The organism is Ornithinimicrobium carbonis, from assembly GCF_050703245.1.
Lineage (GTDB): Bacteria > Actinomycetota > Actinomycetes > Actinomycetales > Dermatophilaceae > Ornithinicoccus.
The window spans coordinates 1,259,894-1,275,093 of record NZ_CP192647.1; the positions used below are offsets into that span (position 1 = coordinate 1,259,894).

Annotated in this window: 10 protein-coding genes; 7 read left to right on the top strand and 3 right to left on the bottom strand. The window is 72.8% G+C overall.

Going from position 1 to position 15,200, the window contains the following annotated elements; translation table 11 throughout:
- Positions 1 to 46: 46 nt before the first annotated feature.
- Positions 47 to 2,212: a multicopper oxidase family protein gene (locus ACQ95T_RS06415; protein ID WP_431473660.1), complete on the top strand. Its 2,166-nt coding sequence runs from the start codon at positions 47 to 49 to the stop codon at positions 2,210 to 2,212.
- Between the two features lie 49 nt (positions 2,213 to 2,261).
- On the opposite strand, the gene ACQ95T_RS06420 is transcribed toward ACQ95T_RS06415, so the two are convergent.
- Positions 2,262 to 4,451, bottom strand: coding sequence for an alpha/beta fold hydrolase (locus ACQ95T_RS06420; RefSeq protein WP_425940354.1), 2,190 nt, complete (start codon positions 4,449 to 4,451; stop codon positions 2,262 to 2,264).
- A gap of 131 nt (positions 4,452 to 4,582) precedes the next feature.
- Here ACQ95T_RS06420 and ACQ95T_RS06425 point away from each other — a divergent pair, with 131 nt between their 5' ends.
- The 6 genes from ACQ95T_RS06425 (at position 4,583) to ACQ95T_RS06450 (ending at position 11,418) form a co-directional block, all read left to right on the top strand.
- Positions 4,583 to 5,575 carry a PAC2 family protein gene (locus tag ACQ95T_RS06425; protein WP_425940356.1) on the top strand — a complete coding sequence of 331 codons (993 nt, stop codon included), beginning with the start codon at positions 4,583 to 4,585 and terminating at the stop codon, positions 5,573 to 5,575.
- A gap of 131 nt (positions 5,576 to 5,706) precedes the next feature.
- Positions 5,707 to 6,426 (top strand): EcsC family protein, encoded by a 720-nt coding sequence (locus ACQ95T_RS06430; RefSeq protein WP_425940358.1) that lies wholly within the window; start codon positions 5,707 to 5,709, stop codon positions 6,424 to 6,426.
- A 100-nt stretch (positions 6,427 to 6,526) separates the two neighbouring features.
- Positions 6,527 to 7,861 carry a DUF4192 domain-containing protein gene (locus tag ACQ95T_RS06435; RefSeq protein ID WP_425940360.1) on the top strand — a complete coding sequence of 445 codons (1,335 nt, stop codon included), beginning with the start codon at positions 6,527 to 6,529 and terminating at the stop codon, positions 7,859 to 7,861.
- A gap of 48 nt (positions 7,862 to 7,909) precedes the next feature.
- Positions 7,910 to 8,317: a universal stress protein gene (locus ACQ95T_RS06440; protein ID WP_425940362.1), complete on the top strand. Its 408-nt coding sequence runs from the start codon at positions 7,910 to 7,912 to the stop codon at positions 8,315 to 8,317.
- A 364-nt stretch (positions 8,318 to 8,681) separates the two neighbouring features.
- Entirely contained in the window at positions 8,682 to 10,451 is a 1,770-nt protein-coding gene (locus tag ACQ95T_RS06445; protein ID WP_425940364.1) for an RNA polymerase sigma factor, read from the top strand.
- 457 nt (positions 10,452 to 10,908) lie between these two features.
- A complete protein-coding gene (locus ACQ95T_RS06450) occupies positions 10,909 to 11,418 on the top strand; it encodes a GNAT family N-acetyltransferase (RefSeq protein WP_431473661.1) in 510 nt (169 codons plus the stop codon).
- On the opposite strand, the gene ACQ95T_RS06455 is transcribed toward ACQ95T_RS06450, so the two are convergent.
- Entirely contained in the window at positions 11,385 to 11,717 is a 333-nt protein-coding gene (locus ACQ95T_RS06455) for a response regulator transcription factor (protein ID WP_431473662.1), read from the bottom strand. The genes ACQ95T_RS06450 and ACQ95T_RS06455 overlap by 34 nt on opposite strands.
- A gap of 143 nt (positions 11,718 to 11,860) precedes the next feature.
- The gene (locus tag ACQ95T_RS06460) at positions 11,861 to 14,101 is read right to left on the bottom strand and encodes an ATP-binding protein (protein WP_431473663.1); all 2,241 of its coding nucleotides are present in this window, start codon (positions 14,099 to 14,101) and stop codon (positions 11,861 to 11,863) included.
- Between the last annotated feature and the right edge of the window lie 1,099 nt (positions 14,102 to 15,200).

Here is a 15,200-nt window from a genome sequence, read left to right on the forward strand (position 1 = left end):
CGTGGCGGCTGCTCCCCTGCTCCTCTGCCCGACCGAGGTGGTCCCGATGCACCAGTTCTCCCGCCGTTCCTTCCTCACCTGCACCGCGCTCGGCACCGTTGCCCTGGTCGTCAGCGACCCGGTCACCGGGGCCCGACGGGTGGTCGCCCAGGAGGAGGTGGCAGGGCTGCTGGATCCGACGACGCTGCCCGCGTTCGTCACTCCGTTGCTCGTCCCGCCCACCATGCCGCGCACCCGGCGCCGAGGGACCAGAGGGGGACCCGTCGACCACTACGACGTCTCCGTGCGCCAGTTCTCCCAGCAGATGCTGCCCGAGGGGCACCCGGCCACGACCGTGTGGGGCTACGGCCCGGCCGAGGGCGGCGTCGGGCGACGGCTGCACCACGCGCCGTCGATGACCATCGAGGCCGAGCACGGTGTGCCCGTGCGGATCCGGTGGATCAACGACCTCGTCGACGACCACGGCCGCTACCTGCCCCACCTGCTGCCCGTCGACCCCACCCTGCACTGGGCCAACCCCGACCTGCGTCCTGGCCCCGGTGGCGAGGCCCGCACGGACGTCCGGCCGGACTTCTCGGGGCTGACCTACGTGCCGCCGGGCGGGGTGTCGGACCCGGACACCCAGTACACGACCTACCAGGGACCGGTCCCGGCCGTCGTCCACCTGCACGGGGCGATGGGCATGGGCGACGAGTCCGACGGCTACCCCGAGGCGTGGTTCCTGCCGGCGGCGTGGGACCTGGGCGAGCACGCCCCGCACGGCACCTGGTACGAGTTCTTCGCGCGGAAGTCGCTGAAGCGCTACGGCGAGGAGTGGCAGCCGGGGGAGCAGGTCGCCCACTACCCCAACGACAACCGGGACTCCACCCTCTGGTTCCACGACCACACCCTGGGCATCACCCGTCTGAACGTGTATGCCGGACCCGCGGGCTTCTACCTGCTGCGCGGAGGCCCGCAGGGCGAGGACCAGGTCAGGGACGCCCGGACGGGTCGTCGGGCCGTGCTGCCGGCGAACGCGCCGGCCAGCTCGCAGGGTCGCGGACAGGTGCCGACCTACGAGCTGCCGCTGGCGATCCAGGACCGCACGTTCACCACCGACGGGCAGCTGTTCTACCCGGACACGCGCGCCTTCTTCGACGGGTACGAGGGGCCCTACGTCCCGGAGAGCCCGATCGCGCCGGTGTGGAACCCGGAGTTCTTCGGGAACACGCTCATCGTCAACGGCCGGACGTGGCCCTTCCACGAGGTCGAGCAGCGGCGCTACCGGCTGCGGCTGCTCAACGGCTGCGGCTCGCGGTTCCTCATCCTCGACCTCGACGGCATCCCCGGGGTCAGGGCCCACCAGATCGGCAACGACGGCGGCTTCCTGCCCGCGCCGCACGACCTGGCGCAGGACGACCTGCGGATCCTGCTCGCCCCGGCCGAGCGGGCGGACGTCATCCTCGACCTCACCGACGTGCCCGTCGGCGAGCACGTCATCACCAACCTGGGACCGGACGAGCCCTACGGCGGCGGGGAGCCAATCGTGGACGGCGTGGGCGACTTCGACCCCGCCGACCCGGCCACCACCGGCCGGGTCATGGCCCTGCGGGTCGTGGCTTCCCGGGACCGCGACCGGACGACCCCGGCGGAGCACCTCGTGCTGCCCGGCCTGCCGGAGGAGAAGGCACCGGCGCGGGTGCGCAAGCTGGCGCTGCTGGAGCACATGCACGACATTCACGACCACGAGGTCGAGGAGGGCGAGGCCCCGGCGGCCGCGCTGCTCGGGGTCATGGATGCATACCCGCAGCTGGGGGACGATGCGCTGAAGGCCCGCCCGTTGACCTGGGCCGACCCGGTGACCGAGAACCCCGACGTCGGCGACACCGAGGAGTGGGAGATCTACAACCTCACCGCCGACGCCCACCCGGTGCACGTCCACGAGACCCCGTTCCAGGTCCTGGAGCGGCGCGAGATCACGGTGGAGGAGGCCGAGTACGTCACCGACGTCGGCGGCCCGCTGCCGGTCCCGCCCGGCGACCGCGGCCGCAAGGACACGGTCATCTCCTACCCGGGCACGGTGACGAGGATCCGGATGACGTTCACCAACGCCGGGCAGTTCGTCTGGCACTGCCACGTGCTCGAGCACGAGGACAACGAGATGATGCGGCCCTACCGGGTCGGCCCGGTGCAGCCGGACCAGCCGGCCGACGGGTCGCACCACCAGCACTGAGCGCGGCCCGGCCGGTCGGCGTCTACTCCTTCGCGTCGCCGGTCGGCGTCTACTCCTTCAAGTCCTTCTTCGACGGAGCCGTCAGGCCCAGCACCTCGGGCAGGGCGGGCGGCTCCTGGCCCAGGACGTGCTCGGCGAGGAAGGCGCCGACCACCTGGTACCAGACCTTGGCGTGCTGGGGGGCCAGGATCCAGTGGTTCTCCTGCGGGAAGTACAGGAACCGGTGGTCGGTCGACCCGTCGGCGGCGGCGGGGCGGCCGGACCGGGAGAGGAGCTCGTACCACAGGCGCAGGCCCTCCCCGATCGGCACGCGGTAGTCCTTGTCGCCGTGGATGACGAGCACCGGGCTGACGATGTCCTGCACGAAGCGGTGCGGGCTGTGCTTCTCGCTCATCTCAGCGGTCATCTCGCGCTGCCAGTAGTAGGAGGCGTCCGTCGTCGGGCCGAAGCCGTCGAGGGCCCACAGCGAGGCGTGCGTGACGATCGCCCGGAACCGGTCGGTGTGCCCGGCGACCCAGTTGGCCATGTAGCCGCCGAACGACCCGCCCATCGCCGCGGTTCGGGAGGCGTCGACGTCCTCCCGTGCCTCGACGGCGTCGGTGATCGCCATGAGGTCGGTGTAGGGGGCGTCGCCCCAGGCCCCCCAGCCGCGCTGGACGAAGTCCTGCCCGTAGCCGGTGGACAGCGCCGGGTCCGGCAGGAGCACGGCATACCCCTGCGCGACCATGAGCCAAGGGTTCCAGCGCCAGGTCCAGGCGTTCCACGAGCTGAGCGGGCCGCCGTGGATCCACAGCAGGAGCGGGTGGCCGCCGGCGACGTCGTCCTGGGGCATCGCGAGCCACCCCCGGACCCGGGTGCCGTCCTCGGTGGTGGTCTCCACCTCCTCGAGCCGCCCCGGGATGCGCGGACGCTCCACCGGTCCCCTCAGTGGGGTGACCTCCCCGGTGGCCAGGTCGAGCCGGACGACCTCCGGCGGGTAGAGGTAGGAGCTGCGCACGCCGTAGGCCACCCTGCCGTCGGGGGCGACGACGAGGTCGGACCAGGCGGCGTCGTCGGTGGTCACCTGGGTGACCTCGCCGGAGGCCACGTCGATCCGGAAGACCGGGCAGCGTCCGTCGCTGTCGGCCAGGACGAGGACGGTGCGGCCGTCGGGCGTCCACGCGACGGGGGTGGCCCAGCGGTCCCAGTCGTGCGCCAGCGGGGTCGTCCCGCCGGTGGTCGTGTCGAGCAGGAACAGCTGCGGGCGCGGTGGGTCGGTGGGGGTGGTGACCCGGTCGACCACGACGACGGCGCGGGTGCCGTCGGGACTGACGGGTCCGGCCTCCACCTCGGTGCCGTCCCGGTCCAGGAGGGTGCGGCGCCGCCCGCTCGAGAGGTCGATGCGCACCAGCGCCGAGCGCAGGTCCGCCCCGGCCTGCGGGACGGGCACCGACAGGAGCGCGAAGGTGCCGTCGGGGGACAGGACGGGGGAGGGCTCGTGCAGGGGCGCCGGCAGGTCGCCCGTCAGCAGCCGCAGCCGCAGCTCGGGGGACCGGTCGACGGTCCCCGGCAGGGGGGCGGGAGCCTCCTCCTGGCTCTCGTGCGGGTGACCACCCTCGACCTCGCCGTCCGCGGCGACCGACCCGGCCGTCGGGCCGCTGCCCTGCTCGACCGCGAAGACGTGCGGCCGGGCCGGGCCCAGGTCGTGGTCCCAGAAGCGCACGGGGTAGCCGCTGTGCAGGATCGCGTCGACCCCGGCCTCCTTGCGGGCCTTGGCCAGGGCGGCGTGCTGCTCCTCGTCCGCGGCCCCGGGGAGCAGGTCGGCCGTGACGACCGTCCGGTCCGCCTCGCGGGCGCAGCGCACCCCGCCGACGCCGCCCGGCCGGCTGAGCACCACGCGGGCCTCCCCGCCGCGGGCCGGGATCAGCCACAGCGCCGGGGTGGGGGTGTCGTCGTCGTCGCCGTCGGGGTCGGGCCGCGCGGAGGTGAAGAACAGGTCGCCGTTGGCCGAGAACGCCGCGCCCGACTCGCCCTTGCTGCTGCGCGTGAGCCGGTGGGGCTCCTGCCGCCCGGTGGGGTCGACCTCCCACAGCGCCGAGGCGTACCCGGTGCCCTTGCGGTTGAGGGTGGCCACCGTGGTGACCAGGCGGGAGCCGTCGGGGGACAGGGCCAGGCCCGAGAGGCGGGGGACCGCCACGTAGTGGTCGAGGTCGTGGAAGACGGACGCGGGGGTCCGGGACTGGGACGCGGGTGCGGTCATGTCCTCTGTGATACCACCCTGCACCGACGATGTCGCACCGTCCGAGGCTGTCGGCGGCACGGGCATACCCTCTGGAATGCCCCGACGCACCCGGGACGTTGCACCTGCCAGACGAGAGGAGAGGACTTCCCGTGACGACGAGCTCACCCCTGTTCCGCCTGGAGACCGACGCCGCCCGGCAGCCCCAGCCCGCCCCGCTCATGGTGGTGGCGCTGGAGGGCTTCCTGGACGCCGGACAGGTGCGTTCCACCCTGGCCGAGCACCTCCTGGAGCACCTCGAGCACGAGGTGGTGGCGAGCTTCGCGGCCGACGAGCTGGTCGACTACCGCTCGCGCCGCCCGCTGATGACCTTCGACTCCGACCACTACGCCGACTACGACGACCCCTCCCTCGTGCTCTACCGGGTGCAGGACGCCGCCGGGGAGCCGTTCCTGCTGCTGCACGGCTTCGAGCCGGACTTCCGCTGGGAGGGCTTCATCGACGCCGTGCGTCAGCTGGGTCTGTACTTCGGGGTGCGGCGGGTCGTCAGCGCGCACGGGATCCCGATGGCGGTCCCGCACACCCGTCCCGTGGGAATGACCCGCTTCGCCAGCGACCGGGAGCTGCTGGGCGACCACACGCCGGTCTTCGGTCAGGTCAAGGTGCCCAGCAGCGCCGAGAGCCTGCTGCACCTGCGGCTGGCCGAGGCCGGGCTGACCACGATGGGCGTGGCCGTCCACGTGCCGCACTACCTGGCCGAGGCGCAGTTCGGGGACGCGATCGTGGCCGCCGCCGACGCCGTCATGGACCTGACCGGGCTGGTGCTGCCCACCGCCGAGCTCGTCGCCATGGCCGGGCTGACCCGCGCCCAGATCGAGAGCGAGCTGGACCAGAACCACGAGGCGCGCGAGGTCGTCGAGACGCTCGAGCAGCGCTACGACCACTTCATCGAGGGGCAGAAGCGGCGCAGCCTGCTCGCGGCCGAGGCGGCCAAGCTGCCCAACGCCGACGAGATCGGGGCCGAGCTGGAGAAGTTCCTGCAGGACCCCGGCGTCGCCGGACCGGCCCCGCAGGAGGGCACGGTGGTCGAGGACCGCGCCGTGGAGCCCACCGAGACCGACGAGGACCCCGACCCCCAGGGCTGACCGGGAGGGGTCCCGCAGCCGGGTTCTGCCGACCATGCACGCCCCCTGGTCCGCGCCGCCGCGACAGGCGGGTCCGCCCGCACCGTGGGACGATGTGGGCCGTTCATCCACCACACCTCAGGAGGACATCCGTGGGTCTCTTCGACCGCAAGGACGACAACCAGCCCGAAACCGCCGAGCCGGACGGCCCGCTGGAGTCGATGGCCAACGCCTTCGTCGGGCGCATCGTGGACGCGGGCATCAAGGGGCCGGGGCCGATGGCCTCCGCGCACAAGGTCGCCGCCGAGGCGCTGAAGAAGGCCGACGGCGACGTGCGCAAGGCCGTCGACGAGGTCGTCTCCGACCACGTGAAGCTGGCCAGCGCCGGCGGGTTCGTCACCGGCGTCGGGGGTCTGGTGACCATGCCGGTCTCGCTGCCCGCCAACGTGCTGGGCTTCTACGTGCTGGCCACGCGCATGGTCGCGGCCATCGCCGAGCTGCGCGGGTATGACGTGGACGCTCCGGGCGCGCGCGCGGCCATCAGCCTCTCCCTCGTCGGTGCCGACGCCGAGGACATCCTGCAGAAGACGGGGCTGTCCGTGGCCGCGGGGATGACCGGGTCCGGCCGCCTGGCCCGGATGGCGATGGACCGGATGCCCAAGGCCGCCGGGATGATGGTCAACAAGGCCGTGGGCTTCCGGCTGCTGACCACCGTCGGCGGGCGGGTCCTGGGCAAGCTGATCCGGTTCGTGCCGATCGCCGGCGGTGTCGTGGGTGCCGGTCTGGACGGGGTGCTCATGAAGCGCCTGGCCGACCACGCGCGACGCGAGTTCGTCCAGACCTCGCCGGGCGGGACCGCGATCAGCGAGTAGCGGCATACCCGGGTCCCCGTCCTGACGACGGTCGCGAGGTTATCCACAGATCCCGAGACGGGCCCGGCACGACCGGGCCCGTCTTCGGCACTGTGGGGCCATGGACGAGACGACAGGACCGACGACCCCCACCACCTCCGGCTCCACCCCCACCCCCGGCTCCGCCGGGGCTCTCCCGCCCGTGCGGGGAGCAGCTCACCTGATGACCGCGATCCCGCACCTCATCGGCTACCGGCCCGGCCGCTCGCTGGTGGTCGTCGCCACGGTCGCGCAGGCCGCCGGTCCCCGGCGGCCGACAGGTCGGGGGACGATGCGTGGGCGAATGGTGATGACGGTGCGTGCCGACCTGGCCGCTCCCGGTGACGTGCAGCCGGCCCTGACCCGGCTGGCCCCGCCGGTCGCCCGGCTCCGCGCGCAGCACGGGGAGGATCTGGTGCTGCACTGCTACCTGTGGGACGCGGACGAGGAGCTCGGGCTGCTGGCGGCGCGGACGCTGCTGGAGTTCGCCGAGGATCACCGGGTGCGGGTCAACGACGTGGCGGTCGTGGGCATCGACGCCTACCTGCCGCTCGTCGAGGCCGGTGGCCCGGTCGTCCCCGGGGTGGTCGCGGACGGGAAGGGGACGGCGGGACACGCGCCGCATGCGTGGCTGCCGATGCCGGCCCCGGCTGACGTCCCGCTCGTAGCCGACCTGGTCCTGCAGGGGCGGGCCGTGGCGCCCGGCCGGGACGCGGCCGTGGCGCGGATGCGCCGACGGGACGAGGCGGCCAGCCGGGCGACCGAGCAGGCCCTGCTGGAGCTGGCTCCGGGCCAGCTCGACGGGAGCGCCTCCCTGGCGGCGTTGGGACGGTGGGTGTGCGGCGGCTCGTTCGTCCAGCCACCGACGGCGCAGGACCGTGCTGCCGTGGCGCTCGTCCTGCAGGACCGCACGCTGCGTGATCTCGTGCTGGCCAGGTGGCTCCCGCGGCTGTTCAGCCTCGAGGACCTCCTCGAGCCTGAGGCCGTCGAGAGGATGTGCGAGCTGCTGCCGCCGTGGCCGGTGGACCACGGGACGGCGCTGGACCGGCTGATCACCCTCGCCGGACAGGTCCCGGTCGACCTGTCGGTGCCGTTCGTCACGCTCGCCGGTCTGCTGGCCTGGGGAACGGGCGAGGGCACCCTGGCGAACGAGGCCGCCGACCTGGCGCTGGAGCTGGACCCGGACTACCGGATGGCCCGCCTCCTGCGCCAGGCGCTCGAGCACGGGATGCCGCCGGAGATCCCTCGGAACGCCGAGCGGACGCCGGCGCACGGGGAGGACGCCGCCGCCGGGGAGGACGGGAGCGACGGGGACGACGAGGACGACGATGCCGCCGGGGGTGACGGGAGCGACGGGAACAGGAACGACGCGACCGACGGGAGCAGCACCACGCGGGGGCGCGGCCGGGCGGCCTGACCCGGCGGTGTAGCCTCCGAGCAGGATCCCCCAAGGAGGAAGGTGCCCATGTCGGTCATCGTCGGTTACATCCCCACCCGCGAGGGTCGCGCCGCCCTCCGCGCGGCCAGCGCCGAGGCCATGCTCCGCACGACCAAGCTGGTCGTGGTCAACTCCCACCGCGGTGGACGCGACTTCGACGCCGATGAGGCGCAGCGTTTCGAGGACGAGCTGAACAAGGTGCAGCGCGTGCTGGACGAGGCGGGCATCGAGCACGAGGTCCGTGCCCTGGTGCGCGGCAACGAGCCTGCCGAGGACCTCGTCGAGGTCGCCGACGAGAGCGGGGGCGAGCTCATCGTCATCGGCCTGCGGCGGCGGACCCCGATCGGCAAGCTGATCCTGGGCAGCAACGCCCAGCGGATCCTGCTGGAGGCCTCCTGCCCCGTCCTGGCCGTCAAGGCGGGCGACAGCGACTGACCCGGGCCGACTGAGCCGGGCCGACGGACCCGGGCCGACCGAGTCGGACCGACCGAGTCGGACCGACCGAGTCGGACCCTCGGGCGCCCGTGCGGTGCCCGACGGTCCGTCTGGTTGGCGGCCCGCCTGGCCCCTGGCCGATCAGGTCCGGGTCGACCGAGCGTGGAGGGCCCCTGACCAGCACGGAAGAGGCGTCGGGGCCTGCGTTCCGACCCCTCGGCATACTTTCGGCGGCCTCGACGTTTTATAATGGCGAGTGTCACCTGCTGCGCACGGCAGATCATGCACTCCGCCGCCCGGATCACGCCGCCGATCCCTCCTGCCCGGCCGCCCGCCCCACGCCCGAAAAGAGTTGGTTCTTCCCGTGACAGCCAAGACCACCCGCCCCGCCGTCCCGACCGACCTGCCGCCCGCCTTCGAGCACGAGGCGCTGCGCACGCTGCTGGCCCAGGGAGCGCAGGACGGGCACGTGGCGATGGCTCAGGTCCGGGAGGCTCTGCAGGTCGCCGAGGTCGGGACCGCCGCCGCCCAGAAGAAGGTGCTGCGCGTCTTCAGCGACGCCGCCATCGAGGTCCGGGACGACGGCACCGCCCAGACGACCACAAAGCGTCCGCGTGCCAAGACGCCCGCCGCGACGGGCCGGACCACGGCGAAGTCGGCCGCGGCGAAGAAGGCTGCCGGCGCGCCCGCCGACCCGGACGCCGACCCGGACGGTGACCCCAGCGCGTCGGACACTCCGGCCGAGGCACCCTCGACCGAGAAGAAGGCCCCCGCCCGGAAGACGGCGGCCAAGACGGCCGCGACGAAGTCCACCGCGGCCAAGACCACCGCAGCGAAGACGACCGCCAAGAAGACCACCGCCAAGAAGGCCGCCGGCACGTCGGCGACGACCGGGGGTGCGGCCGACGCCGCCGTCGGTGAGAGCGCGCCCGCCGGCAGCGCCCGCAAGACCGCTGCCGCGAAGACCGCGGCGACCCGGAAGGCAGTGGCAGCCAGGAAGGCCGCGGCAGCCCCGGTCGAGGACTCCGACTCGGACTCCGCGGCCGTGGAGGCCGACGCCGACCTGGTGGTCGAGGAGGGTGGGGCGTCCAACGAGGACACCACCGTGGCCACCCCGGTGGCCGAGGGGGTCAAGGCGGCCGGTACCAAGAGCGAGGACGACAGCTTCGTCCTCACCAGCGCCGACGACGACGACGCGCCCGCCCAGCAGGTCGTGACCGCCGGTGCAACGGCCGACCCGGTCAAGGACTACCTCAAGCAGATCGGCAAGGTGGCCCTCCTCAACGCCGAGCAGGAGGTCGAGCTCGCCAAGCGGATCGAGGCCGGTCTGTTCGCCGAGGAGAAGCTGAACTCCGGGGAGAAGGTCGACGCCAAGCTCAAGCGCGAGCTGTGGTGGATCTCCCAGGACGGCAAGAACGCCAAGAACCACCTTCTCGAGGCGAACCTGCGTCTCGTCGTCTCCCTGGCCAAGCGCTACACCGGCCGCGGCATGCTCTTCCTGGACCTCATCCAGGAGGGCAACCTCGGTCTGATCCGCGCGGTGGAGAAGTTCGATTACACCAAGGGCTACAAGTTCTCCACCTACGCGACCTGGTGGATCCGCCAGGCGATCACCCGCGCGATGGCCGACCAGGCCCGCACCATCCGCATCCCGGTGCACATGGTCGAGGTCATCAACAAGCTGGCCCGCGTGCAGCGTCAGATGCTCCAGGACCTGGGCCGCGAGCCCACCCCGGAGGAGCTGGCCAAGGAGCTGGACATGACGCCCGAGAAGGTCGTCGAGGTCCAGAAGTACGGCCGCGAGCCGATCTCCCTGCACACGCCCCTGGGTGAGGACGGCGACAGCGAGTTCGGTGACCTCATCGAGGACTCCGAGGCGGTCGTGCCGGCGGACGCGGTGTCCTTCACGCTGCTGCAGGAGCAGCTGCACTCGGTGCTGGACACCCTCTCCGAGCGCGAGGCCGGTGTGGTCTCGATGCGCTTCGGCCTCTCCGACGGTCAGCCCAAGACCTTGGACGAGATCGGAAAGGTCTACGGCGTCACGCGCGAACGGATCCGTCAGATCGAGTCCAAGACCATGTCCAAGCTGCGCCACCCGAGCCGGTCGCAGGTCCTGCGGGACTACCTGGACTGACCGGGCGACCCGGGGTGGGTCGACGTCGACGGGTGCTATGAGAACAGCATCCCGAGGTAGACGGCGAGGAAGACCCCGATCACGAAGGTGGTCACGATCGCCCCGGACAAGCACATGCAGAACGCGAGATCCTGCCAGTCCTGACGTCTCATGGTCGCTCCCGCGGTGGTGAAACGCGTGCGACGGATCAGTCACCGTCGCCAGCCCCAGGTCGAGACGAGGCTGGTCGTGCGCCTCGTGAGGGATCTCAAGGGCTCAAAAAAGATTAGCGCGATGTGCTCCACGTCACAACGTGACGACCGGCCCGCCACGCAGCGCATCCGCCGTCACGTCAAGACCCCGGTCGAACGACGGACAGGGCCGGGAGCGACCGGCTGACGGACAGACCTGGCAGCCCTGATCTGCTGCCTGCGTGCTAGGAGTAGTTCTCATGGAACGGTCCGCTGGTGGCGCATCGGTGCCCGGTCTGCACGTGGCACGGCTGACCCCCGACGACTGGCGCGACTACCGGGAGCTGCGCCTGGGCATGCTGCGAGACGCGCCGGACGCGTTCTGGACCGTGCTCGCCGACGTGGAGCACCTCGCCGAGGCCGAGTGGCGCAAGCGGTCCCACGACCGCACCCTGCATGTGCGCGACGCCGGGGGCACACCGCTCGGGACCACGACCGTGCTGACGCGGGAGACCAACCAGGCCCTGGGTCTGCAGGCCGGCTCCGGGGACGCGCTCGTCCTGGCGGTGTATGTCGTGCCCGCCGGGCGGGGGAGGGGGGTCGTGGACCTGCTCCTGGAGTCCGCCCGGGACCTGGCCCGCGGGCTGGGGTGCACCCGGATGGTGCTGCAGGTGGGAGAGTCCAACACGGCTGCGCGCCGGGCGTACGAGCGGCACGGGTACCGGCTGACGGGTGCCTCCCTGCCCCATCCGCGGCTGGAGGGTCAGCGTGACCTGGAGATGTCCCGGCCGGTCTGAGGCCGGGTGCCGGGATGTCGCAGGTGGTGGGCCACCGCCTCGGCCCGGCCGCGGACCGCGAGCTTGCGGTAGATGTGGCTGGTGTGGTGCATCACCGTCTTGGGGCTGATCCCCAGCAGTCGGGAGATCTCCCGGTTCGTGGCCCCGGACGCCAGAGCCTCCAGCACCTGACGCTCACGGGCGGTGAGCTCGGTGTCGCCGGAGCCGGAGCCGGGACCGGTGTCGTCGGAGGTGCGGAGGTCGTCGGACGTGCGGGTGGATCCCGTCTCCCTCACCGACCGGGTCGGGGACGCCTCCACGCCCGTCGGTGTCGTTCCGCCCCTCTGCCCGACCGCGATCGACGGGAGGGTCGCCGGCCCGACGTCGGTGTGCCCCGCACTGCTGTGCCCCGTATCGGGGCGGCCAGCGGCCGTCCGCCCCGCGTCGGGGCGGCCAGCGGCCGTCAGCCCCGCGTCGGCGTGCCCCGCGGCCGTCGGCCCGGCGGAGGCCGGGCCCACCGACGTCCGCTCCGAGACGGACCGGTCCAGGCCCCGGGCGAGCGCGCGAGGGCGGCGTCGAGGGCCTCGTCGTGGCTCAGGTGTGCACCCCAGGCGACCTCACGGACACCCTCCGGCCCGGTGGCCGCGTGGTAGGCCTCCTCGGCCTGGTCGAAGACGGCCGCGACTGCGGGTGGCAGGGCCGGGCGCAGCACGTCGAGGTGCCGCGCGACCATGCCGAGCAGTCGTCCGGCGCAGGGCAGGTCCTGCACCTGGAGGGCCACCAGGAACAAGCACATGAGAGGAGGGCCCGCCCGGGGTCGGGCACCACTGGCGCCGGTTCGGCGGAGGGTGGCCATGCTGTGGCGGACGGCGGTCGACAGGTCGCCGGCCCCCAGGGCACCGAACGCGGCCATCGGCTCCAACCAGTCCAGGGTGCGCAGGTCGCCGTGCTGGCGGGCCAGGTCGACCAGCCGGGTACGGTCCGGCAGCTCGATGCCGTCGGGCGGGGGGCCGGGGAGGCTGAGCAGCAGACCGGTGGGCGACAGGGCGAGCCCGGGATCGTCGAGGCGGTGGGCGCGGGAGACGGCCGAGCGGGCCCACTTCGCGGCTTCGACGGGATCTCCTCGCTGGTGCGCCAGCATGCCGAGCCAGGTCTCGATCCGCACCAGCCGCGCCTCGTCAGCCAGCCGGCGGGCCAACGAGTGTCCCTCCCGGGCCCAGGCCTCGGCGGCCTCGCGGTCGACCATGGAGCGCGCGGCCTGCACGGCCACGAAGGTGACGCCGAGCAGCGCCCGGTCACCCCTGAGCCGGGCCTGCTCCCGGATCCGGGTCAGCTCCGGCACGACCGCCGAGACGTCGGCGGCCGAGCTCGCCGTCTCCGCCCGCAGCAGTTGGACCCAGGCGGCCAGCACCAGGCTGCGGGTCTCGGCCGCGACGTCCGACGTGTCCTCCCCGAGGGTGGAGAGGACCGAGGCGACACGGTCGGCGGTGCCCGGGACGGCACCGCGGGCGAACCAGACGGGCAGCAGCGCCAGCGCCAGGTCGGTGGCGGCCGGGGCGTCCCCGTCGGCCAGGGCGGCGTCCAGCGCCCCGGTGAGGTCGGGTTCGACAGCCGCTGCACGACGGCGCGCCTCGGACAGGCTTCCCGACTCGTCGAGCTGGAGGCAGTCGTTGGCCACCCGACGCGCCCAGGACCGGTGGCGCCGGCGCAGCTCGTCCGAGGGCGTGCCCATGGTGCGCAGGTGGTCGCGCACCACGGGCGCGACGGTGAACCGGCTGACGCGTCCCTCGTGGTCGGCCTCCACCAGGTGGACGTCGACGAGGGCGGCGAGGTCGTCGACGACGTCGTCCCGACCAGTGACCTGCTCCACGTCGTCCACCGTCACCGACGACCCGAGGACCAGCAGGTCGAACAACAGCTGGCGGGCGGACTCGTCGAGGAGGGCGACGCTCCAGGCCAGGGCGGTGGCCAGGTCGTGATCGGCGACCCCGTCGGACGGGTGCGACCTTCGGCCCGGTGGGCGGAGGAGCTGGCCCGGAGCCCGACGGAGGAGGTGCAGCAGGGTGCTGGGGGAGTAGGTGGCGGCCCGCGCGGCGACGAGCTCCACGGCCAGCGGCAGCCCGCCCACGTGCCGGCAGATCCGGGCCACGTCGGCCAGGTCCGCGCCGTCGACGTCCACGGGTGCCCCGGCCCGGGCGGCCCGGTCCAGGAAGAGGTGTACGGCGGGCTCTGCGCGCAGTCGTTCCGGCGCGTCGAGCGGGTCCGGCAGCGGGAGCGGAGGCACCCGCACCACCACCTCGCCGGGCAGCCCCACGGGCGTGCGGGCGGTGAGCAGCAGACTCAGGCCAGGCCGTGAGCGCCGCAGGTCCTCCACCACCGCGGGCCCGTCGACGGCGTGGTGGACGTCCTCGACGAGGATCAGTCCGACGTCGGTGGAGGAACACCTTTCCAGGGCGGCCTCCAGGGCGCCGGCGCTGCGGCATACCCTCCCCTCCACGGTGCACGACGTGCAGGGGCGGTCGGACTCGCATCCGGGGGTGTCAGGGTCGCAGGAAGGGGCGGTGAGGCTCAGTGCCGCCCGAGCCACCGTCGAGGTGCCTGAGCCGGGAAGCCCGGTCAGCGTCAGCAGGACACCGGGGGCCTCGAGCTCCTCGAGGATGCGGCGCAGCACGTCGTCCCGCCCGTACGGGGTGCTGGGGTCCATGGTCGATTATGGCGTGGGCCAGGGGGGCCTGTATAGGGCATTCGCCCTATGCGGCAGCAGATCCGGGCAGGTGGTGGGGCATTCGCCCGATGTGCGCTCCTCGACCCGGCTGATATTCATGAGGCGTGGTCCCGTGACGGGGCCGTGCACTCGGGGACACGAAGATCCCGCGGCCGGCGCCCTCCTAGAGCCGTCCGCGACGATCGGTCGCACGACCCCCACGGGCCTACAACGAGGGCCGCGGGGGGCCGGAGGGTGGGTCCGGCGGCCGGGGGGCGGGGGCCCGTACCCCTGCGCCGGTCGTTCCTCAGGAAACCGAGATGCGACGCATCCTCACCGTCGCCGTCATCGCGACGGCACTCACCCTCACGGCCGCCGGGACGGCGACCGCCTACGACCTGGATGCCGGGGTGTACGGCTTCGTCGGGAAGGGCTAGGTGCAGTCGGTCCTCGGCTGGAACAACAACGAGGGGCTCCAGACGAACGCGGGGTCGGTCGGCTTCAACCGTATCGACGGCGCGGTCACCGGGGCAGGCATGGAAGTGCAGCAACGCTAGGAGGCGGTGGAGGTGCCGGCGGTCGAGGTCATGACGAGGGTGGCGGCCAGGACGACGATGGCCACGACGTGGGTACCACCGCTGACGGCCACGACGACGGCGGCGGACACGTGCGCGAGGTGAACAAGTGCCCCGGCGGCACGCCGTGAAGCCTGACCAAGGCAGCGGGTGACCCGGTCCTGCTGCAGAGCACGAGCGGCCTCTACGTCACGGTGGGTGACGACAGGCGGCTGCTCCCGGTCTGGGAGGGTCGGTCTGCGGACGGTCCCTTCTAAGCATTCTCTTCCTGGCGTGCGATCCCGTGTTGCCAGTGCGCTGCTGCACACCGTCGGGCTGCCAGGATCGAACCCGTGCTGGTGGTTTCCGCGGGTCCCCAAACTGAACGGCGCCGATCGTCCCCAGGTTGTTGTCGATCGTTCGCATGCAGATCTCATGGTTGCGAGTAGCCCGCACCGCAAGGTGGCCCGCAGCGTTTACCTGATTGAACGGTGCGCTTAGGCCGATGAACGCGCAAACGGTTTCTATGGCACTGCCACGCCTTC

What these genes read in the sequence shown, in the direction of transcription:
- ACQ95T_RS06415 (WP_431473660.1), top strand. Translation starts at nt 47, where the DNA reads ATGCACCAGTTCTCCCGCCGTTCCTTCCTCACCTGCACCGCGCTCGGC.
- ACQ95T_RS06420 (WP_425940354.1), bottom strand. Translation starts at nt 4,451, where the DNA reads ATGACCGCACCCGCGTCCCAGTCCCGGACCCCCGCGTCCGTCTTCCAC.
- ACQ95T_RS06435 (WP_425940360.1), top strand. Translation starts at nt 6,527, where the DNA reads ATGGACGAGACGACAGGACCGACGACCCCCACCACCTCCGGCTCCACC.
- ACQ95T_RS06440 (WP_425940362.1), top strand. Translation starts at nt 7,910, where the DNA reads ATGTCGGTCATCGTCGGTTACATCCCCACCCGCGAGGGTCGCGCCGCC.
- ACQ95T_RS06460 (WP_431473663.1), bottom strand. Translation starts at nt 14,101, where the DNA reads ATGGACCCCAGCACCCCGTACGGGCGGGACGACGTGCTGCGCCGCATC.